The 18,818-nt window shown below is 70.4% G+C and carries 18 protein-coding genes, 1 tRNA gene and 1 pseudogene; 9 read left to right on the top strand and 11 right to left on the bottom strand.

Features of this window, described 5'->3' with window-relative positions; genetic code table 11:
• On the top strand, positions 1-239 hold a 239-nt coding region (locus ACWJ6R_RS11545), incomplete at its 5' end, for a hypothetical protein (protein WP_449062216.1).
• A 153-nt stretch (positions 240-392) separates the two neighbouring features.
• On the opposite strand, the gene ACWJ6R_RS11540 is transcribed toward ACWJ6R_RS11545, so the two are convergent.
• Entirely contained in the window at positions 393-1,760 is a 1,368-nt protein-coding gene (locus ACWJ6R_RS11540) for a vWA domain-containing protein (RefSeq protein ID WP_449062215.1), read from the bottom strand.
• 76 nt (positions 1,761-1,836) lie between these two features.
• Positions 1,837-2,688 (bottom strand): AAA family ATPase, encoded by an 852-nt coding sequence (locus ACWJ6R_RS11535; protein ID WP_449062214.1) that lies wholly within the window; start codon positions 2,686-2,688, stop codon positions 1,837-1,839.
• Positions 2,689-2,788: 100 nt separating this feature from the next.
• Here ACWJ6R_RS11535 and ACWJ6R_RS11530 point away from each other — a divergent pair.
• Positions 2,789-2,865 (top strand) — tRNA-Lys (locus tag ACWJ6R_RS11530).
• Between the two features lie 219 nt (positions 2,866-3,084).
• Here ACWJ6R_RS11530 and ACWJ6R_RS11525 read toward each other — a convergent pair.
• Positions 3,085-3,315, bottom strand: coding sequence for a hypothetical protein (locus tag ACWJ6R_RS11525; protein WP_449062213.1), 231 nt, complete (start codon positions 3,313-3,315; stop codon positions 3,085-3,087).
• Positions 3,316-3,567: 252 nt separating this feature from the next.
• On the opposite strand from ACWJ6R_RS11525, the gene ACWJ6R_RS11520 reads away from it, so the two are divergent.
• Positions 3,568-3,903 carry a hypothetical protein gene (locus ACWJ6R_RS11520; protein WP_449062212.1) on the top strand — a complete coding sequence of 112 codons (336 nt, stop codon included), beginning with the start codon at positions 3,568-3,570 and terminating at the stop codon, positions 3,901-3,903.
• Here the strand turns inward: ACWJ6R_RS11520 and ACWJ6R_RS11515 are convergent.
• From ACWJ6R_RS11515 to ACWJ6R_RS11500, 4 genes are all read right to left on the bottom strand, one after another.
• Complete coding sequence (locus ACWJ6R_RS11515; protein WP_449062211.1) at positions 3,852-6,278, bottom strand: S8 family peptidase; 2,427 nt, start codon at positions 6,276-6,278, stop codon at positions 3,852-3,854. The two genes, ACWJ6R_RS11520 and ACWJ6R_RS11515, sit on opposite strands and share 52 nt — an antisense overlap.
• An 88-nt stretch (positions 6,279-6,366) precedes the next feature.
• Positions 6,367-7,344 (bottom strand): AAA family ATPase, encoded by a 978-nt coding sequence (locus tag ACWJ6R_RS11510; RefSeq protein ID WP_449062210.1) that lies wholly within the window; start codon positions 7,342-7,344, stop codon positions 6,367-6,369.
• Positions 7,345-7,478: 134 nt separating this feature from the next.
• Positions 7,479-7,685, bottom strand: coding sequence for a DUF397 domain-containing protein (locus ACWJ6R_RS11505; RefSeq protein WP_449062209.1), 207 nt, complete (start codon positions 7,683-7,685; stop codon positions 7,479-7,481).
• Entirely contained in the window at positions 7,676-8,503 is an 828-nt protein-coding gene (locus tag ACWJ6R_RS11500) for a helix-turn-helix domain-containing protein (protein WP_449062208.1), read from the bottom strand. The genes ACWJ6R_RS11505 and ACWJ6R_RS11500 overlap by 10 nt, the downstream gene beginning before the upstream one ends.
• Before the next feature lie 350 nt (positions 8,504-8,853).
• Here ACWJ6R_RS11500 and ACWJ6R_RS11495 point away from each other — a divergent pair, with 350 nt between their 5' ends.
• Positions 8,854-9,261 carry an ATP-binding protein gene (locus ACWJ6R_RS11495; protein ID WP_449062207.1) on the top strand — a complete coding sequence of 136 codons (408 nt, stop codon included), beginning with the start codon at positions 8,854-8,856 and terminating at the stop codon, positions 9,259-9,261.
• 87 nt (positions 9,262-9,348) lie between these two features.
• Positions 9,349-9,828: a hypothetical protein gene (locus ACWJ6R_RS11490; RefSeq protein ID WP_449062206.1), complete on the top strand. Its 480-nt coding sequence runs from the start codon at positions 9,349-9,351 to the stop codon at positions 9,826-9,828.
• A 2-nt stretch (positions 9,829-9,830) separates the two neighbouring features.
• Here the strand turns inward: ACWJ6R_RS11490 and ACWJ6R_RS11485 are convergent, their stop codons facing one another.
• The 3 genes from ACWJ6R_RS11485 to ACWJ6R_RS11475 all read right to left on the bottom strand — a co-directional run bounded on the left by ACWJ6R_RS11485 (position 9,831) and on the right by ACWJ6R_RS11475 (position 12,235).
• The gene (locus ACWJ6R_RS11485; RefSeq protein ID WP_449062205.1) at positions 9,831-10,988 is read right to left on the bottom strand and encodes a hypothetical protein; all 1,158 of its coding nucleotides are present in this window, start codon (positions 10,986-10,988) and stop codon (positions 9,831-9,833) included.
• Positions 10,989-11,194: 206 nt separating this feature from the next.
• Positions 11,195-11,806, bottom strand: coding sequence for a hypothetical protein (locus tag ACWJ6R_RS11480; protein WP_449062204.1), 612 nt, complete (start codon positions 11,804-11,806; stop codon positions 11,195-11,197).
• 84 nt (positions 11,807-11,890) lie between these two features.
• On the bottom strand, positions 11,891-12,235 hold the full coding sequence (locus tag ACWJ6R_RS11475) for a hypothetical protein (protein WP_449062203.1): 345 nt from the start codon (positions 12,233-12,235) through the stop codon (positions 11,891-11,893).
• 353 nt (positions 12,236-12,588) lie between these two features.
• Here ACWJ6R_RS11475 and ACWJ6R_RS11470 point away from each other — a divergent pair, with 353 nt between their 5' ends.
• The gene (locus ACWJ6R_RS11470) at positions 12,589-14,064 is read left to right on the top strand and encodes an AAA family ATPase (RefSeq protein WP_449062202.1); all 1,476 of its coding nucleotides are present in this window, start codon (positions 12,589-12,591) and stop codon (positions 14,062-14,064) included.
• Positions 14,065-14,173: 109 nt separating this feature from the next.
• Here the strand turns inward: ACWJ6R_RS11470 and ACWJ6R_RS11465 are convergent, their stop codons facing one another.
• Positions 14,174-15,223, bottom strand: coding sequence for a hypothetical protein (locus ACWJ6R_RS11465; protein ID WP_449062201.1), 1,050 nt, complete (start codon positions 15,221-15,223; stop codon positions 14,174-14,176).
• Between the two features lie 421 nt (positions 15,224-15,644).
• Between ACWJ6R_RS11465 and grpE the strand changes: the two genes are divergently transcribed.
• The 3 genes and pseudogenes from grpE to ACWJ6R_RS11450 all read left to right on the top strand — a co-directional run.
• Entirely contained in the window at positions 15,645-16,238 is a 594-nt protein-coding gene (gene grpE / locus ACWJ6R_RS11460; RefSeq protein WP_449062200.1) for a nucleotide exchange factor GrpE, read from the top strand.
• On the top strand, positions 16,239-17,822 hold the full coding sequence (locus ACWJ6R_RS11455; protein WP_449062199.1) for an Hsp70 family protein: 1,584 nt from the start codon (positions 16,239-16,241) through the stop codon (positions 17,820-17,822).
• Positions 17,823-17,825: 3 nt separating this feature from the next.
• Positions 17,826-18,818, top strand: a pseudogene (locus ACWJ6R_RS11450) (hypothetical protein); the annotation flags it as partial.

Here is an 18,818-nt window from a genome sequence, read left to right as displayed (position 1 = left end):
ACGACTACCAGCTGACCATCACCTCCGCAGTGGAGGAGCAGACCGCCACCACCGGCGAGATGAACCGGAACGTGGCCGACGCGGCGCAGGCCAGCACGGGCATCGCGGCCAACATCGCGGTGCTGGCCGACGCGACGAAGGTGACGGCCGAGGGCGTGGGCGAGAGCCGCCGGGCCGCGGCCGACCTGGCCGAGATGTCGGACCGGCTGCACCGGCTGGTGGCGGACTTCCGCTACTGAGGGAGCGGCCGGGGCCCCGCGGGAGCGGCCGGCGGTCTCCCGGGAGCGGTCGACGGTCTCCCGGGAGCCCGGGGAGGACCCCGGGAGACCGCCGGAGGGGGACGCCGGGAGGAAGAGCCGAGGGGGCGCCGTGACCGGCGCCCCCTCGGGTGCTCAGCCGAGTTCCTCGATGAAGGCCGAGAGCTGGACGACGTTCCGGCACTCGTACATCGGGACGATCCCGCCGTAGGCCGTCGCCGACGAGTCGCCGGTGTCCCACTGGGCGACCGGCTCCGGGTTGAGCCAGTAGGCGTGCCGGGCCCCGGCGCTCAGGCGCTTCAGGGTCTCCAGGGCGGGCGGCTGGTAGTTGGACCGGGCGTCGCCCAGGATCAGCAGCGAGGTCTTCGGCCCGACGGCGTCGCCGTACCGCTCGGCGAAGCGCTCGAACGCGCGGCCGTAGTCGGTCCGGCCGAACCGCACCATGTCGGCCTCCCGCGCCAGCCGGGTCATCGCCTCGGCCACGTCGGCGCCGGGGACGAAGAAGCGGGTGATCTCGTCCACGGTGTCCACGAAGCCGAACGCGCGGACTTTGGTGAACTGCTCGCGCAGCGCGTAGGTCAGCAGCAGCGTGAAGTGGGCGAAGGAGGCGACCGAGTCGCTGACGTCGCAGAGCACGACGAGCTCGGGCTTGTGCGGGCGGCGGGGCCTCAGGTGGGTGGTCAGCGGGACGCCGCCGGTGGACAGCGAGGCCCGGACCGTGCGGCGGAAGTCCAGCCGGCCGCGGTGCCCCAGCCGGTGCTTGACGGTCAGCCGGGCGGCCAGGCGGCGGGCCAGCGGGTGCACCTCCCGGCGCAGCCTGGCCAGGTCGGCCTTGGTGGTCCGGAGGAAGTCCACCTGCTCCAGCGGAGGCCGTACGGCGGAGCGCGCGATCCGCTCGATCCCGGACTCCTCGGCGATGCGGCGCCGGACGTCGGTGGAGACGGCCTCCTCGAACCGCCGGATGCCGCGGGTGATCCGCTCGCGGGCGACCTTCTCGGCCAGGCCGCCGCGCTCGGCTCCGGCCAGGACCTCGGCGAGCAGGCGGGCCATCAGGGTCTCCGGCGACAGGGCCCGCAGCACCGGATAGGAGAACCAGTTCTGCCGGCCGGGGCTCGCGGGCCGGCGGCCGAACCGCTCGACCATCTCCCGGGCGAACGCGTCCAGCTCGCCGGGCCGCTCGCCCGCCTCCAGCAGCAGCTCGGCCAGCCGGTCCCGCAGCTCGGGGATCTCGGCGGTTCGCGGATCGGGTCCGGCGGCGGGGCGGGAGCCGTACAGGCCGGTGGTGGAGGCGGGGAACCACAGGTCGAAGAGGGTGTCGAAGCCGGGCCGGTGCGAGGGCCGCTTGACCAGCGTCGCCGCGTAGGCGGCGCGCAGCGACTCCCGCTCGGTCAGGTCGATCACCTGCAGCGCCCGCGCCGCGTCCAGCCCCTCGGCGGGCGACACGGGCAGCCCCGCCTCGCGCAGCGCGTGCACGAAGCCGACATGCCGGTCCAGCAGGCTCACGGCGCCGCCTCTCCTGGTCGCGGAGCCGCCGTGCGACGCAGGGCCGCGGGGTGTCCGGCCCGGCCCGCGATCCGGTTCACAGCCCGAGCTCCTTGCGGGCCCGCTCCTGGTCGGAGGCGTGCTTGAGCACCACGCCGAGGGTCGCGGCGGTCGTCTCCTCGTCCAGTTCGGTCCGGCCCAGCGCGAGCAGGGTGCCGGCCCAGTCGATCGTCTCGGCGATCGAGGGGGACTTCTTCAGCTCCAGGGCGCGCAGCGTGGCGACCGTGCGGGCGAGCTGCTCGGCCAGGCCCGCCTCGATCGCGGGCACCTGGGCCAGCACGATGTCCCGCTCGCGCTCCGGCGACGGGTACTCCAGGTGCAGGTAGAGGCAGCGCCGCTTGAGCGCCTCCGACAGCTCGCGGGTCGCGTTCGAGGTCAGCACCACGTACGGCCGGCGCACGGCGGTGATCGTGCCCAGCTCGGGGATGGTGACCTGGAAGTCGGAGAGGATCTCCAGCAGCAGCCCCTCGACCTCGACGTCGGCCTTGTCGGTCTCGTCGATCAGCAGGACCGTGGGGGTCTCGGAGCGGATGGCCGAGAGCAGCGGCCGCTCCAGCAGGAACTCCTCGGTGAAGATGTCGTCGTGGGTGGTGTCCCAGTCCTGGCCGCCCGCGGCCTGGATGCGCAGGAGCTGCTTCTTGTAGTTCCACTCGTACAGGGCGCGGGCCTCGTCCAGGCCCTCGTAGCACTGGAGGCGGACGAGCCGCGCCCCGGTGACCGCGGCGACGGCCTTGGCCAGCTGGGTCTTGCCCACGCCCGCGGGCCCCTCGGCGAGCAGGGGCTTGCCGAGCGCGGCGGCGAGGAAGACCGAGGTCGCGATGGCGTCGTCGGGGAGGTAGTCGACGGCGGCGAGGCGCTCACGGACGTCGGCGGGCGAGGCGAACCACATGTGTGCTCCCGGGCAGAACCGAATGTTGTTCTAGCCTAGCGGGTCGAACCCGTCGATTTCGAAGCACGCCCGCGGATGCGCTACTCTTCAAGTGCTTCACGCGCCGCTAGCTCAGTTGGTTAGAGCAGCTGACTCTTAATCAGCGGGTCCGGGGTTCGAGTCCCTGGCGGCGCACCACTGTCACCGGCCCGCCGGTGGCCGCGAATCGGCCCGCCTCACCGGCGGGCCGATTTCGCTTGTGAGGGCTCGTGCCTTGTGCGGGCTCGTGCGGGTCTGTCTCGTCTTCCGGATCATCGTCCGGACCTCACGGGGACTCATGCGTCTGGACCTTCCGGAACTCATGCGCCCTGGCGGGGCGGAGGCACGCCGTCGTGCGGGCCTCCGTCGTCGGTGGACTCAGAGCCGGGTCATCTTGGCGAACGGAGTGGTGATCCGCCGCTGCTCGGGGCCGAAGTCGACGAGCACGGCGAGGTCGTCCTCGACCCCGATGACCACGCCGAGGCCGTACTTGTCGTGGCTCACGCGGTCGTTCAGGGCGTACTGCTCGATGGGCGGCGGGGGGACGAAGGTGCGGTTGAAGGGACTTCCAGGCAGGATGCGCCGGGTCGCGGCGTGGGACGATTTCATCCTTCCCAGTATGCGCCCATTGAGGGCGAGCATGGGACGTTTCCCCCGGTGAATCGCGTCGGGACATCTGTTCGTGATGCTCACGGCCGCGAAAAATCCGGTATGGTACCCGCCCCCGGAGGGCGGAAGCCGTACCGGTGAGGACGCCGGCAGCGGCATTCCCGGCCCATCCGGCGGGGGCCGGCGGGCCGGATCCGCCGTTCAGGCGGGCGGGCGGACTCTGCGGTTGCGGACGGCGTCATCGCGGTCGAGGTGGGACAGGACGGCCGCGAGCACCGCGCGGGTCTCGGCGATCCGGTCCGCGCCGAACCGCTCCGCCAGCTCGGCGTCCAGTGCGGCGCGGTGGGCGCGGGCCGCCTCGACGGCGGCCGCGCCGTGCGGCGTGAGGCGGAGGAGGCGGGTGCGGGCGTCGCCGGTGGCAGGCCGTACGGCAGGCCCCGGCCCGGGAGAGGGGCGGCCGTCCCCCTCTTCGGCAACGGCCTGTTCCCGCTGGACGGCTCATCCGAGACGGCGTCCGCCGCTCCTTCATCGTCGGCCTACATCTCGACCTGGACAGGAACCTGGATCTTGCTGGCGATCGGGGTGTAGATGTCGGTCGGGACCTCGGCGAAAAGGGAGATCAGCAAGGCGTACCGCACGGGGAGGTCCACCCGGTCGCGGCGCTTGTTCTGCTTCCACCAGCCGCCCACGGGATAGACCGCGATCATCCCGCAACGGGCGAGGTCCACCGCGTGGCCGTTCCAGAGGTCGGCGTGGAGGGAACCGGAGTTCCGCGCCTGCCCGAGGAACCAGCGGTCATCCGTGGTCGATGCGGCCCGGACGCCGCGTTCCTCCCCCTCGGCCTCGTTGCTGAGGCGCTTCTGGAACGCGGCCCTGGTCTCCGTGGGGCGGATGACGTCGAAGCGGAGACCATGCGAGGCGTAGGCGTATCTTCCCTGCCAACCCCGGTTCGACGGGTTGGGTTCGATGAAGTACGACAGTGTCACCCGCATCCGCACCGGGGTGTTCTCCAAGTCCTGCAGCAGATCGGAAGGCCACGGAAGGGTGTGGAGCCGCATGGCCCGCATTGAGATCCCTGATGCCGACTGCGTGAACGGGCGGAACTCGTCCTCGACGATCATCGTCACCTCGCCGGCGGCGCTCGCCAGCACACGCTCCTCGGTGGGCACGCCCCACCCGTAACGCTTCAGCAGGGCGTACCGCTTGCCTTTCGGAGAGCTCTCCCGAACGGCGGGGAAGTGAGCGCTCATCGCGGGTGTCCACTCGGCCGCGTGCACGAGCAGGCCGCGAACCGCCTCCGGCGTGAGGCTCGGGTATCGGCTGAGCACCAGGGCGCCCAACCGGGCCGCCTGCGAGGTGGCGGCGCTCGTCGCGTTCGCCGTGGTGAGCAAGCTGTACGGTGTCCCGCTCGTGGTGAGGACCTCGACAGACCGGTGGTGGTCGAAGCCGCCCCAGGGAGCGACCAGGAGGTTGCCGCCCTCCATCACGATGTCCGGCTTGATCGGGCGGCCCTTGCCCCACAGGACGGAGGTACGGCTGAACGGTGACAGCTCACCAATCGGCGCCAGGGTCCGATAACCGGTGAAGGACGCGTCGGCGGGCGGATCCGCACGCTCGGTGTAGGCCCCCACCGTCAGCGCGTTCCACGCCTGGGCCGGATCGTTGATCTGGCGGGTGTCGCTGACGTCGAGGTGGTCGATGCTCCAGTCGCCACCGGTGACGTTCCCTGCGCTGATGAAGAACAGCCGCGCGGCCCTGGAGTCCGGTTGCCCGAGCGGGTCGAGGCCCTTGTCGAGGGGCGCGATGTCGGTGCCGATCGCGAGAGCGTCGATCGCAGACGACCATGACGTCGGCCGTCCGTCCGTTCCCTTGAGGTCTCCGGACGTCACCGCCATCGAGTAGACCCGGGGCCGGGTCTGCCCGATCTCGGCCCGTGCCGTGGCGTCGGCCATCACCTTGCCGTAGAGCTCGGGCTTGGTCCGGTCATCGTGATGCCCGCGCAGGATCTTCACGGATTCGATCCGGTGCGTCAGTCTCACCGGGTGTGATCCGCTGAGCAGCGGTTCGAGATCGCCGTAGAGGGCGAGGCCGGCCATCTCGGTGCCGTGCGTGGCGCCGGGAACGGGGGCGGGCGTTGTTCCCCGGACCGCGGTGTAGCCGCTGTCGAACGACGTCTTCAGCAGGGGATGCTCGGCGAGCACACCGCAGTCGAGCACGCACACGGCGGGAGCGCCGAGCTCGGCAGGTTCCGTCCGGCTCAGCAGATCATCGATGAGATCGTTGTGGAAACGCCGGTCCAGGGCGAAGAGTTCCTCGGTGAATCCGGGTTTGCGTAGTTCGCTGGGGACGGCGTTCGTCGTGAGAAGGGCGCCGAGCTCTTCGGCGCTGGCGTGGACCAGCGTCACGGAGCGGTAGGGGAACGTCAGCACGGCGCCTGTCCGCCAACGGAACCGTTCGGCCACCCGCCAGAACTCGTAGACGGGCAGCTCCTTCGTGAGCTGCACGAGCCAGACCTCCCACCAGCGGGGCGTCGTGGGATCGGGGAAAGGCTCGTCCTCCTGCCACAGTTCGTGGAGCACGGACAGCCGCAGCTCGGCGATGTTGGCTACGAGCGCCGCATGCTTCGGGCCGCCGGACCGGGTGTTCTCGGTGGCGAACTTGTCGAACAGCTTGATGAACTTCGATACGGCTGAGAACGGCAGCCAGATGAGCGCGCGCTCGGGAAGATCCTCGTCGGCGGGCAGCACCGAGAGCAGCTTGGCCCCGTGGGCGTCGAGAGAATCCAGAGCCAGGTTGTACTCGGTGGACCAGCAGACGACGGTCAGGACGAAACCGTCGCCTCGCGCGCCTTCGCTCGCGGCGGCATGAGCCGTACGGGCCGCAGCCTCCGCCAGGCGGAGGTCCGTCTTCAGCTTGGCGGCGTGCGCCCCGCGATCCCCGACGGTCCTGGGCCCCCGGCCCATCGGGGCACTTCGTCCTCTGTACGCGACGTCGACGCCAGTGCCCGGGACGAGCAGGTGGGGGAGGTGACGGGACGTTGGCGGAGGGGGTTCACCCATGCCGTGCCGCGCGTCGCGCGTCGAGCGCCGCCTTCAGCGCGGAGGTGGAGAGCAGGTCGCCGCCGCCGAGGATCGCGTCTTTGGCTGCGGACTCCGCGGCACGTACGAGCTCGGCGTGGCTGAGCTCGCCGACACGGCCGGTGAGACCGTTCCAGTCAACCTCGGTGGTGTTCATCGACGCGAGCCTCCGGCGCAGTATCTCAACGGCTTGATCCGCACTTGGGACATCATAGGTAATGACCGCGTCGAATCTACGGAATAGCGCACTATCCAGGATCGCCGCATGGTTCGTGGCGGCCACCACCAGGCTCTCCGGTCGCGCTTCGTCCAGGAAGAGCAGAAAACTGTTGAGAATTCGCCGGGCTTCTCCCACATCTCCTTCGATGCGGCGTTCTGCGCCAATTGCATCGAATTCGTCGAAGAGGTAGACGGCCCGGTTCCGGGCGGCGGCGTCGAACACCAGCCGCAGCTTGGACGCGGTCTGTCCCATGAACCGACTGATCAGCCCGTCCAGCCGTACGGTGAACAGCGGAAGACTCAGCTCTCGGGCGAGCATCGCGGCGCTCATGCTCTTGCCGGTCCCGGGCGGTCCGACGAGCAGCAGCCTGGAGATGGGTGCGAACCCGTGGTGCTCAAGACGTTCCCGCTGCCGCTGCTCGTGCAGTACGCGCTGGAGTTGCTCTCGCACGGGTTCGGCGAGCGTCATGTCGGAGAGGTGGATGTCCGGATATCCGGCGGTGACGAGTTCGGCCAGTTCTCCACGAGGTTGGATGACAGGGGTGGGCTGGTGCCGGCTGGTCGGTTGGGTTCGGGCCTCGTCCACGAGATCGCGCAGTTCGGCCGCCAGCCGGTTGTGCCCTAGACGGGCGGACTTGGCCGCCAGTTGCAGCGCGACGCTGTAGAAGGTGTCTTCATCGCCCTCGGCGTGGGCTCGGACGAGAGCCTTGACGTGATCCGCTGACGCAGCCATGGCCCTCCTCCGTGCGGCTCCACTTCGGCTGCACTCTTACTGACCCATGAGTGCGAACCTGCACCCTATCCATGCCCGGTGGGCCAGGCCACTCCCGCGATGCGAGGTGTCGGCCGAGCTCAGGGAGCGGAAGGTCAGGCCGGGGAGTCGAACTCGCCGGTCTTGACGCCGTCGACGAAGGCCCGCCACTCGGCGGGGGTGAAGAGCAGCTTGGGGCCGTCCGGGTCCTTGCTGTCGCGGACCGCGACCACCCCGGGCAGATTGTCGGCGACCTCGACACACTGACCGCCGTTGTCTCCGGATTGCGAGGACTTCCGCCACACGGCAGCGTTCAGATCCATTCCCGTCTCGCTTCCTCGATCATTTTGACGGATATGGGATCAGGATAGGCCCACCGTCGGATCGCCTCATAGCGCTTCCAGATCGCGTTCACGGTGTCATCTTCGGTCGTGACCTGTCCTGTGGCGGAAGAGTCCACTTGAACTGCATCGGGTTGTCCGTTGGGAAGCTCGGCGATCATGAAAGCGCTCAACAGGCCCGTCAGGCATTCCGGGTCGACGACCTGGATGTAGACGGTCGGTCTCTGTGCAACCTCCAGCAGATGGCCGAGCTGTTCGCGCATTATCTCGACTCCGCCGACCTTGCGGTGCAGCACACCTGCATCTACAAGCACGAGGACGAGCGGAGGATTCTCTCGATCGAGAATCCCTTTACGTCGCATGCGAGCTTGGACGCGTTCCTCCACCTCTTCGGGGCTGATCTGGGGAGCTTGACTGAAGAGCTGCCGGGCGTACGACTCCGTCTGGAGAAGGCCGGGGATCAGAAGCGGGTCCCAGGAGCGTAGGACGCGGGCGGTGGGCTCGATCTCTTCGGCCCAGCTCCGGAACCAGACCGGGCCGCCGGGCTGGGCGACGATCCGCTGGTAGAGCCGGGTGAAGGAGACGCCACCGGTCTGGCCGAAGAGGAGGTCCAGTCGCTCGGCATCGGACCTCGACGGGGTCCGGGTGGCCTTCTCCAGGCGGCTCACCTGGGTCTGGGTGCAGCCGAGGCGGGCGGCCACGGCGGCCTGCGAGAGCTGCGCGGTCTCGCGCAGGCGGCGCAGTTCGGCTCCGAACCGCACGCGTGGGGAGCCGGGGTCGAGAGACGGCACAGCATCCATTGCATTTCCTCCCAAATAAGGAAAAACGGATCTATTGCCCGGTCGGTGATACCGAATTCAGTCCGCGGTAGACCGGAGATTGTCATCATCCGCTCTGTCCCGGATTGCCGAACCGGCCACCGATCCGATGCCGGGAAGGCAGTCTAAACACAGACCTGCTCTTCCGGGCAGTGCGGAAAAGAAAGCAGGTCGTCACCTTTTCAATGGGGGGAGTCGGGTCGCTCTTGAATGCGACGGTTTCATTCCGCGTCCCGGTCGCGCGCCTCGGAAAGCATCCTGGAGGTCGGGCCATGGCGGCGGACGGGCGGTACGAGAGATCCGGCTGCGGAGGTCCGTCGCAGGGGACGTCCGTGGACACGCCACAGGAGACCTGGTGGCGGGAGTTCCCGGGGGAGGAGGTCTCCGTCCCGGTGACCCGGGAGTGGGCGCGCGGGCTGCTGGCCGGGCGGCTCGCGGCCCCGGTCCTCGACGATGTCCTCCTGCTGCTGAGCGAGGTGGTCACCAACGCGATCACGCACTCGTACTCGGGCCGTACGGCGGGCGGACGGGTGGCGGTCCGGGTGACCCGCACCTCCGGAGGCGTCCATGTTGAGGTCGCCGACGGTGGATCGGTGACCGGAGCACCGACGATGCACGTGCCGGAAGTCGACGACGACGGAGGGCGGGGCCTGTGGCTGGTGAACCTGCTCGCGGCGGCGTGGGGCTCGCACCACGGCGAGGCCGGCGGATCGGTCTGGTTCCGGGTGGCCGGGGGCTGACGACCGGATGCGGAAAGACTGTGGCGGCGGTGGGCGGATTGGGTGAAGATCGGGATGTCTCGGCGTCAAACGTCCCGGAGGGATCGCATGCGCGTCACTCGGCTCCTGGCCCTCGGCCTGGCAACGGTCCTGATGGCGTCGGGATGCACCCGGGAGCCCGAACTCACTCTGGAAAAGGCAGCGGCGGAGCTACAGAAGGATGCCAGGCGATTGGAGGCCGACGATGTCTTCAAGAATCCTCTCTACAAGCTGCGCATTCTTCAGCGTCCAGATAAGGACATTCCATGTGGCGAGGGAAAATTCAAGCGGGTGTTGCGGCTGACGGCCGACGAAGAGCGTAATTCCACTGATGTTGATGGGCGTCTCGACCTGGCGGAGAGGCTTATGCAGACCACTCTTGACCAAGTCCTGGGGTACGAAGTCGAATACAACTTCGATCAGTTGGATGCCCTTGAGGGGAGGTTCATCAATGGCAGTAAGAAGGTAGGGGTAACCGTGGATGTTCATGTGGCTCCGGAGTCGCCGACCTGGCGACTGCGCGCGGAGACCGCCTGCCTGCCTCGTTGAGTTCAGTTCTGAGGCTTGTCTTGTTTTTTCAACAGCTCCTCAGCCAGTTTGCTGGTTTGGAAACGAGATGAGCCTTCGATCTTCTTATCGAGCGCATCGTTGCTGTCCATCCAGTTCTCGTAGACGGTCAGCTTCCCCTGAAGCACCTGCTCCCACTTCTTTCCACGTGTGGCCTCGTGCTTGGCCTCGGCCACGAGTTCGTCATACGCCTTGAGACCGCCGGTGGCCGGGCTGACGAGTTCCTTGGGCAGCTCGCTCGCCGGGTAGCCACCGCTGTGGAGGAGATACGCCGTGTCGTACTTCAGACGTGTGGCGAGTTCCGAACGCTCCTTGTTGGCCGCCTCGACCTGTGTCTCGAAGCTGTCGGCCCAGCCGTCCGAGAGACCACTGAAGACGTACGCCTGGAAGGCATCCCATCCGAGTTCTGCAAGCTGATCCGGAATAGGGATCTCACCGAGGAGGAACCCAGCGGTGTTCTTGACGAAGTCGCGGCCCGCGTCGGCGGCGGCGTCCTCTTCACCGAGCACGTCGACCGTGCTTTTGAACGCGACACCGCCGAAGTCACCGAACATTACCGAGATCCTCTCGAAATGCTGGGCATCGTGCTTCGCGTCCAGGCGCGCTGCGTTGATCAGGGCGTCGTGACGGAACCGGGCCACCGTCGAGTTGAACTTGTCGGCGGTCTCCTGCTCGCCGACGAAGGTCTTCAGGAACCGGGAGGTGTCGACAGGACTGAGGTAGAACGCGGGGGTCACCCCAGGAAGCGCCTCCCAATGTTGGGGAACCTCCATGCTGGAGGCACGGCCGATGGCCCTGTCGACACGGGCGCCCGAGACCAGTTCGTGGACGTACGAACCGGCGATGACGCCCATGGAGTCCTTGGCCGGATGTGGCAGGTTCGCGCCGAAGGAGCCGGCGACCTTCATCAGGTCCAGGGTGAAGGCGGCGGCCTCGGGGCTGTGCTTGCCGGGCTGCTCGGTCCTCGCCTCGGTGCCCGACTCCATCGCCCGGCCGAAGGCGTCGGCCACCTCGTCCCCGGTGGCCGACCGGTCGGCGTAGTCGAGGAAGAGCTTCATCTTCTCGGGCCGGGTCAGCTTCACCTCGGGCCCGCCCAGCTTCGAGAACGCGTCCCGCACCGCCGCGCCGTCCCCGGCGAGCACCTCCAGGCCCAGCGCGACCAGGTCGGACGGGAGGCCGTACGCCTTGGACTCGGGGGATCCGGCTCGCCAGTCCTGGCGGGGCTTCTCGGCGAAGTCGTCCAGGACCAGGGTGCGGGCCGCGGCGCTGCGGATGCTCGCGGGGGCGTTCGCGCCCGCGAGCAGGGCGAGCCGGTTCCACGCGGCGGCCTTGCTCCCGGCCGGTCGGGTCAGGTCGCGCGGACCTTGGCGAACGCCGGGACGAGGGCGGGGGCGCGCAGGGCCGCGCCGAGGGCCTTGCTGAAAGCGGCCAGGTCCTGCTTGGCGGTCTTGCCGCCGGTGCTCGCGATGAGGTTCGGCAGGGCGTCGCGGACCTTCGGGGAGAGCAGGGCGTAGAAGGCGGCGGCGGCCTGGGGATCGTCCGCGAGCTTCGCGACCTCGTCGGCGTGGTCGTGGACGAGCTTCGCCTGCCGTTCGGCGTCCTGCTCGGTGAAGACGCCGTCGCCGTACACCTTGGCGAGCTTCTGGGCGAGCTCGAAGTCCTCCAGCTCGCCGGGGAGGCGGATGAGCCCCTGAGGCCCGCCGCCCGGCGACGCCAGACCGCCGCCCTCGTTCAGTTTCCGGATCAGCTCCGCCCGCTCGCGGAGCTTGGACACCTCGGTCCTGCCCCAGTCGGCGATCCGGAGGATCTCCCGGGGAGCGGTGGTGGCGATGCCGTACCGGTGGAGCTTGCCGCCGAGCTCCTCGCCGAGCGAGGTCAGCCGGTCGGCCCCGTCGCGCAGGGCGGCGGCGGCCTGCTCCAGCCGCTCGGGGTCGATCCCGTTGAACCCGGCGGATGTCATGGATCCTCCCCGGTCAGGGCCACGAGCCCCGTCCTCCCCGGCGGACCGGTCACGGCTACGATCCCTTCCCTCTCGGGAGGCCGGTCAGGGCCACGATCCCCGCCCTCCCTGGAAGAAGGGCGAACGGTCGTCCACCCGGGCGGCGCTGATGGCGTGGGCCTCGGCCTCGGTCACCATCGCCGGGTGGCGGCGCAGCTCCTCCTCGATCGCGCCCGCCACCTGCCGGACCAGCGACGCCAGCCGGTGGTGCCGCTCCTCCAGCCCGTCGATCCACTTGTCGGCGGTCGGCCCCGTCCAGACCTGACCGGTCCGCATCGTCCCCACCGGGCGCTCGTAGGCCCGCCGGATCTCCCGGCCGCGCTCCTCGGCCTCCGCGAGGAGCTCCGTCAACCTGACGTGCAACGGGTTCGGCACCATGCGGTCCGCCACGCCGCTCCCGTCCTCTCCACAGCCCCGAGCCGCAAGAAAAGGTCAAATATCACCCTAGATGCCCCTGATTCGAACCGACAAGGCTGCGTTTCTCATCACGGATGCCCGAGATTACCGCTGCCGCTTTGGCCCTTTGCGGGATTCCCGTTCGGCACAGGCCGATCGAGTCCTTCCGGACGCGGTCCGGGGCGGTCCCGCACGACACCGGCACATCCGACCTTCCGCCTCGGACGGCGAGGTGATCGAGCGACCTGACGGGTGAGGCCGCGGACGCCGCCGTCAACGAGATCGTTGGCGCAGAGGATATGGGACTACACTTTACAGAAGTGTAGTCCCATATCCATGGAGTGCCGGTGGACAAGCCCGCCATGATGTTCGACCGTGACCACGAGTGGGCCGCGCTGGCGCGGTTCGTCACCGATCCACAGCCGGGCGCGACCCTGGGCGTGGTCTCCGGGCGCCGCCGCCAGGGCAAGACCTTCCTGCTGGACGCGGTGTGCACGGCCGCCGAGGGCTTCTACTTCGGCGCGACCGAGGCCACGGACTCCGAGTCGCTGCGGCGGATCAGCGCCGCGCTCACCTCCTACGGCTCGCCGCCCACGCCGTACCACTTCACCGACTGGTTCGAAGTGGTGGACGCGCTGCTCGCCCTGGGGCGCGACCGCCCGGTGCCGGTGGTCATCGACGAGTTCCCGTACCTCGCCAAGGCCAACCCCGAGCTGCCCTCGATCATCCAGCAGGCCTTCCGCCCGCTGCGCCGGGAGCGCTCCGAGTCGCGGACGCGGCTGCTGCTCTGCGGATCCGCGCTCTCCTTCATGGGGAAACTGCTCGCGGGGAACGCCCCGCTGCGCGGCCGGGCCGGTCTCGAACTGGTCGTGCGCACGCTGGACCACCGGCTCGCCGCCCGGTTCTGGGAGATCACCGACCCGCACCTGGCGCTGCGGGTGAACGCGATCGTCGGCGGCACGCCCGCCTACCGCAAGGAGTTCGCCCGGGGAGACAGCCCGAGCGGGCCGGAGGACTTCGACGACTGGGTGGTCCGCACCGTGCTGAGCCCGGAGAGCCCTCTGTTCCGCGAGGCGAGATACCTGCTGGCGGAGGAGCCGGACCTGCGGGACACCACCCTGTACCACTCGGTGCTCGCGGCGGTGGCCGAGGGCAACGCCACCCGCAGCGGCATGGCCGGATATCTGGAGCGGAAGGCCGCGGACATCGCGCATCCGATCAACGTCCTGGAGGACGCCGGGCTGCTCCACCGCGACGCGGACGTCTTCCGGGACAACCGCCCCGCCTACCGGATCGCCGAGCCGCTGGTCGCCTTCTACCATGCCGTCATGCGGCCGGTCTGGGACCAGCTGGAGCGCCCCGGCTCGGCTGCGAGGGTCTGGCAGGCGAGCCGCCGCCGCTTCGCGAGCAACATCCTCGGGCCGCACTTCGAGCAGGTCTGCCGGGACTGGGCGGCACACCACGCCGATCCCGATCTCCTGGGCGGCCTGCCCGCGAAGGTCGGGCACGGCGTCGTCAACGACGCGGCCCGCCGTACCGGCCACGAGGTCGACGTCGCGGTGGCCGGCATCGGCGACGGGCGGAAGGCGCCGCTGCTGCTGATCGGCGAGGCGAAGTGGAACGACGTCATGGGGATGGGGCACCTGGACCGGCTGAGGCACGTCCGCTCCCTCATCGCGGGCGGAGGCCGGTACGACACGGCCCCGACCCGGCTCGCCTGCTTCAGCGGTGCGGGATTCACCGACGAGCTGCGGGCCCTCGCCGCCCGGAGCGACTCCGACGTCCTGCTCGTGGGCCTGGCGGAGCTCTACGGGGAACCGTGACCGCGCCGTCCGGAACACTCCGTCCGCCGATCACTCGATGAAGTCGGGGGCGGGTGGTCTCCTCGCCGGGGGTGTGAGCCGTACCGGTGACCGGTACGGCTCGCTCCCGTCAGCGCACCTGGAGGAGGCCCAGCCGCCTGTTGCGGGGCTTCTCGGGCAGGGTCTGCAGACGCTTGCCCGCGGGGGAGAGGACCACCAGCGTGTTGGCGGTCCGGCCCGCGACCCGGACGACCAGGCGGCCGTCGCGCAGGTACAGGGCGCCGATCAGCCTGCCCTTGACCGGGAGGGCGACCTTCTTCCCGGTCCGCGTGTCGTACACCGACGGGGTGAACGCGGTCGGCCAGGAGCCGTCTCCGGCGTCGTCGTTCGGGCCCATCGCGTGCACCACGACGCGGCGGCCGTCGGGGGACAGGCCCGCGACGTGGTTGGCCAGCCTGATGCCGGGGACGCGCACGGAGACCCCGGAGCCGGTGTCCAGGAGGTGCACGCCCTCGGTGGTCCCCGCGTATCCGGCGAGGGTGCGGCCGTCGGCCGACCAGGTCAGGTGGCAGGGGCCGAGGGTCGAGCCGACCTTGCCCGCCCTCCCGCCGCCCGCGCCGACCACGGCGACGGCCGTCCTGTCGGACTCGCCGGCCAGGGGGAAGGCGATCCGCCGGGAGTCGGCCGACCAGGCGGGGGTCATGCAGGGACCGCCGGCGGCCGCTCCCCGGGCGACGACCTTGTCGGCGGCCTTCCCGGAGCCGCCGGCGACGGAGACGTGCAGGCGTCCCTTGCCGTCGATCCAGGCGACCTTCCCGCCGTCGGGGGAGACGGAGAACTGCCCGTAGCCGGAGCGGTCGGTCCAGAGGGTCCGCCCGCTCTCCGTCACCAGGCGGACACCGCCGCCGCCGTAGCCGAGGTGGACGCCCCTGCCGGTCAGCGGAGCCGGCGCTGCCTGCGCGGGCGCGCCCTGGGCGGGTACGGCCTGCGCGAGCGTGCCCTGCGCGAGCACCCCCTGGGCGGAGAACGCCTGTGCGAGCGCGTTCCGGGCGAGGGCGTTCTGGGCGGGTGCGGCCTGCGGGGGCGACGCCTGCGCGGGTCCGGCGAGTGCGGCGGCCGTCGTGGCGGACACGGCGAGCGCGGTGAGTACGGCGCCTGCGGCGAGGGCCCGGTGCTTCACGATGTTCTTCTCCCGGTGGTTCGGTACGTCCTCTGACTCAGAGTCCCGAACGGTCAGCGATGTTCGCTCATTCATACAGATTCGCCGGAACCGACGGGGGACCGTCCGCCATCCGGGACCGGCTCCGGCTCCGGGCGGCGCACGGCGGGCGGCGTACGGCGGGTTCCGGGCGGCGGGCTCCGGGCGGCGGGAGATTGAATCGGTCTTATATCTGCGGTGTCGTGGTTTGTCCTTATTTGTGACTCCCTGGAATACGGATAGCCGAAATCAGAGATGCTTCCGGCTGGTAGGTGGCTTCGGGGGTGAATGCTCCATGTTTCGGATGTCCGTTTAATGGAGCCTGGGAACGCTCTACCGGCCTACATGGAGATGTATATAGAGTTGTGCACGCTGAACACGGAATTCCGCCAGTGGGAGTTCAATGAATCATCTTCCCCCCGATGCCCCCGCCCACCCGGGCCCGGAGACGGACCCGGAGACGGACGGCCGTCCGCCGGACCCGCTCACGGAGCGCCTCACGGAGCGCCTCGCCGAGCTGGCCGCGCAGGTGGGACGCGAGCACGAGCGGGCCGCGCACCGCGAGCAGATCATCGACCGCCTGCACGCGGAGAACCAGGAACTGCGGCGCGGGCTGCTGGAAGAGGCGCTGACGCCCGTCCGGGCGGGGCTCTACCGCCTGTACGACCTGGTCGGCAGGGAGGCCGCGCGTCACGCGCGGAGCCCGGAGCCGCCGTCGGCGGAGCACGTCGGCGCCCTGCTGGAGGCGGTCGCGGAGGAGGTCGCCGAGGTGCTGGCCAGGACGGGGGCGGAGCGGATGGAGGTCTTGTCCGGCGACGCCTACGACCCCGCCGTCCACCGTCCCCTGCACACCGAGCCGGGGCCCGACGGCCGCGTCACCCGGGTGCTCTCCGACGGCTTCATCCGGGGGGAGCGCGTGCTGCGCAAGGCCGGTGTGGCCGTCGGCAGGCCCGCCCCGGGCGAGGAGGGCAAGGCTTCGCGAGGCGAGGAGGACTGAATGGCCGTGTACGGGATCGACCTGGGGACCACCTACTCCTGCATCGCCGGCGTCGACGACGTGGGCCGGCCGGCGGTCTACCGCAACAACGAGGGCTCCGACACCACGCCGTCGGTGGTCTTCTTCGAGACGCCCGACGACGTGGTGGTCGGCCAGACCGCGAAGGAGAGCGCCGTCGTCGAGCCCGACCTCGTGGTGAGCCTGATCAAGCGCGACATGGGCCACGAGGTCACCCGCACCATGCACGGCCGGGCCCGCACGCCCGAGGAGATCTCGGCGCTCATCCTCAAGAAGCTCGCCGAGGACGCCGGGACCGTGACCGGCGAGACGGTGAGCGACGTGGTCATCACCGTGCCCGCCTACTTCGGCGCGGCGGAGCGCGACGCCACCCGCAAGGCCGGGCGGATCGCGGGGCTCAACGTCATCGACGTCATCTCCGAGCCCATCGCCGCGGCCATCACCTACGGCGTGCTCAACCCCGGCCAGGACCGCCGGATCCTGGTCTACGACCTCGGCGGCGGCACGTTCGACACCACCGTCATCACCCTCAGCCGGGGCGACATCGAGGTCGTCTGCACCGACGGCGACCACGAGCTGGGCGGCGCGGACTGGGACGCGCAGCTCGTCGAGCACCTCGCGGAGCGCTTCAGGGCCGAGCACCCCGACGTCCCCGACCCGCTGGAGGACAAGCGGACCGAGCAGGACCTGCGGCGCATCGCGGAGGATCTCAAGAAGACCCTCTCCTCCCGCACCCGGCACAAGGTCCGGCTGGTCCACGAGGGCCGCACCACCACGGTCGAGCTGACCCGCGAGGAGTTCGAGGCGCTCACCCGCGACCTGCTGGACCGGACGATCGCGATCACCCGCAAGACCATCGAGACCGCGCGGGACAAGGGGGTCGACGACTTCGACCACCTGGTCCTGGTGGGCGGATCGGCCAAGATGCCGGCGGTCGCCGAGCGGCTGCGGCAGGAGCTGGACGTCACCCCGCAACTGCAGGACCCCGATCTGGCCGTGGCCAAGGGCGCGGCGCTGTACGCGTTCGAGGAGACCTACCGGAGGCTGCTGAGCACGGGTGACCGGGCGGGCGCCGAGGAGATGGCGGACCGGGCCGGGCTCTCCCGGGGACAGCAGGAGCAGATCGCGAACCGGACGATCAAGACGGTGGCCTCGCGCGCCTTCGGCATCAGGACGACGGACCCCGCCACCCGCCGGGCGTACGTGGCGCACCTCGTGCACGCCAACGACCCGCTGCCCGCGGAGGCGGTCGAGGGCTTCGCCACGCTGGACGACTTCCAGACCAGGGTGGCGATCCAGGTCATGGAGCAGGCGGGCTCGGAGGCGTCCGAGGCGATCGAGGACAACAACAGGATCGCCGAGGGCGACCTGCGCATCCCGCCCGGCAAGCCCGCCGGCTACCCCATCGAGGTGGCCTTCTCCCTCGACTCCTCGGGTCTGCTGCACGTCGTCGCCCGCGACCCTGAGACGGGGGAGCGGCTGGAGCTCGACGTCCAGATCGGGGGCATGTCCGAGGAGGAGGTCGCCGAGTCGCGGGCCGAGCTCGCCCGCGTCCAGGTGAGCTGAGCGATGGGGTTCGACGAGCAGCGCTACCTGAAGGAGGTGCTCGACCCGGCGCGGCGGGCGGGCGCCCCCCCGGAGGACCTGCGGATCCGCTACCAGCTGCGGGAGCCGCTGAGCGCGGCCGAGGTGACCGAGACCGTCGGGCAGGTGCGGCAGTGCTGGCGGCGGTCGCGGCAGCTGCTGAAGTTCCGCCGCCTGATCGACCGGCTCGAAGCCGACCACGCGGGTCACGCGTCGATCTTCGAGGCCGCCTCGAACGGTGACCTGGGCCCGCTCCAGGCCGAGCTGCGCCGGGCGGGGGAGCGCGACCGGGAGCGGTCGGAGAGCGCCCGGCGCAGGCTCGACGACGCCGCCGGCCGGCTCCGCATGCTCACGCCGGACCTCGTGGCGGGCATCGCGAGGTCGGCGGGGATCGGCCAGGAGGAGGCCGACCGGCTCGTGGCCGGCCTGGGGGTCCGGGTCCGGGAGCCGGACCGGCTGCCGGAGGCGCCGCCGTACACGGGGTACGCCAAGGTCCGCGAGGCGCTCGACACCCTGGGCCGGCGCCACCTGGCGGAGTTCCTCCTCGGGGACGGGCGCGTCACCGTCCTCGAACCCGACCGCGGGCTCGGCGAGGCGATCGCGAAGACCGAGGCCGACTGGCGGCGCAGGACCCGGGGCCCCTGGACGACCGGCGCCGAGACGGTGCTGACGGCCCTGCGCAACGTCGCCGACCCCGCGGAGCTGCTGCTCTACGACATCGTGGCCCGCCTGCGGGAGCGGGTGCGCGAGCACCCCTACGACGACACCCTCCTGCGCCACGCCACCGAGGAGCTCGGCCTCGACCCGGAGGAGGCCCGGCGGCTGGTGTTCGCGGTCCGCCACGAGGGCGGGGTCGTGAGCGGTCCCGCGGCCCGGCTGCGGGAGCTCCTCGACGCGGGGGAGGTCCAGGCGGCGGCGGACCTCGCGGAGGCGCTGCCCGGTCTGCAGGGCGAGGCGGCCGAGCTGGCCACCGAAGTG

The organism is Planomonospora algeriensis (genome assembly GCF_977012225.1).
Note: the sequence above shows the minus strand (reverse complement) of the source record. Positions and strands in the feature narration are given on the sequence as shown.

What these genes read in the sequence shown, in the direction of transcription:
- ACWJ6R_RS11535 (WP_449062214.1), bottom strand. Translation starts at nt 2,688, where the DNA reads ATGTGGTTCGCCTCGCCCGCCGACGTCCGTGAGCGCCTCGCCGCCGTC.
- ACWJ6R_RS11525 (WP_449062213.1), bottom strand. Translation starts at nt 3,315, where the DNA reads ATGAAATCGTCCCACGCCGCGACCCGGCGCATCCTGCCTGGAAGTCCC.
- ACWJ6R_RS11515 (WP_449062211.1), bottom strand. Translation starts at nt 6,278, where the DNA reads ATGGGCCGGGGGCCCAGGACCGTCGGGGATCGCGGGGCGCACGCCGCC.
- ACWJ6R_RS11510 (WP_449062210.1), bottom strand. Translation starts at nt 7,344, where the DNA reads ATGGCTGCGTCAGCGGATCACGTCAAGGCTCTCGTCCGAGCCCACGCC.
- ACWJ6R_RS11505 (WP_449062209.1), bottom strand. Translation starts at nt 7,685, where the DNA reads ATGGATCTGAACGCTGCCGTGTGGCGGAAGTCCTCGCAATCCGGAGAC.
- ACWJ6R_RS11500 (WP_449062208.1), bottom strand. Translation starts at nt 8,503, where the DNA reads ATGGATGCTGTGCCGTCTCTCGACCCCGGCTCCCCACGCGTGCGGTTC.
- ACWJ6R_RS11490 (WP_449062206.1), top strand. Translation starts at nt 9,349, where the DNA reads ATGCGCGTCACTCGGCTCCTGGCCCTCGGCCTGGCAACGGTCCTGATG.
- ACWJ6R_RS11480 (WP_449062204.1), bottom strand. Translation starts at nt 11,806, where the DNA reads ATGACATCCGCCGGGTTCAACGGGATCGACCCCGAGCGGCTGGAGCAG.
- grpE (WP_449062200.1), top strand. Translation starts at nt 15,645, where the DNA reads ATGAATCATCTTCCCCCCGATGCCCCCGCCCACCCGGGCCCGGAGACG.
- ACWJ6R_RS11455 (WP_449062199.1), top strand. Translation starts at nt 16,239, where the DNA reads ATGGCCGTGTACGGGATCGACCTGGGGACCACCTACTCCTGCATCGCC.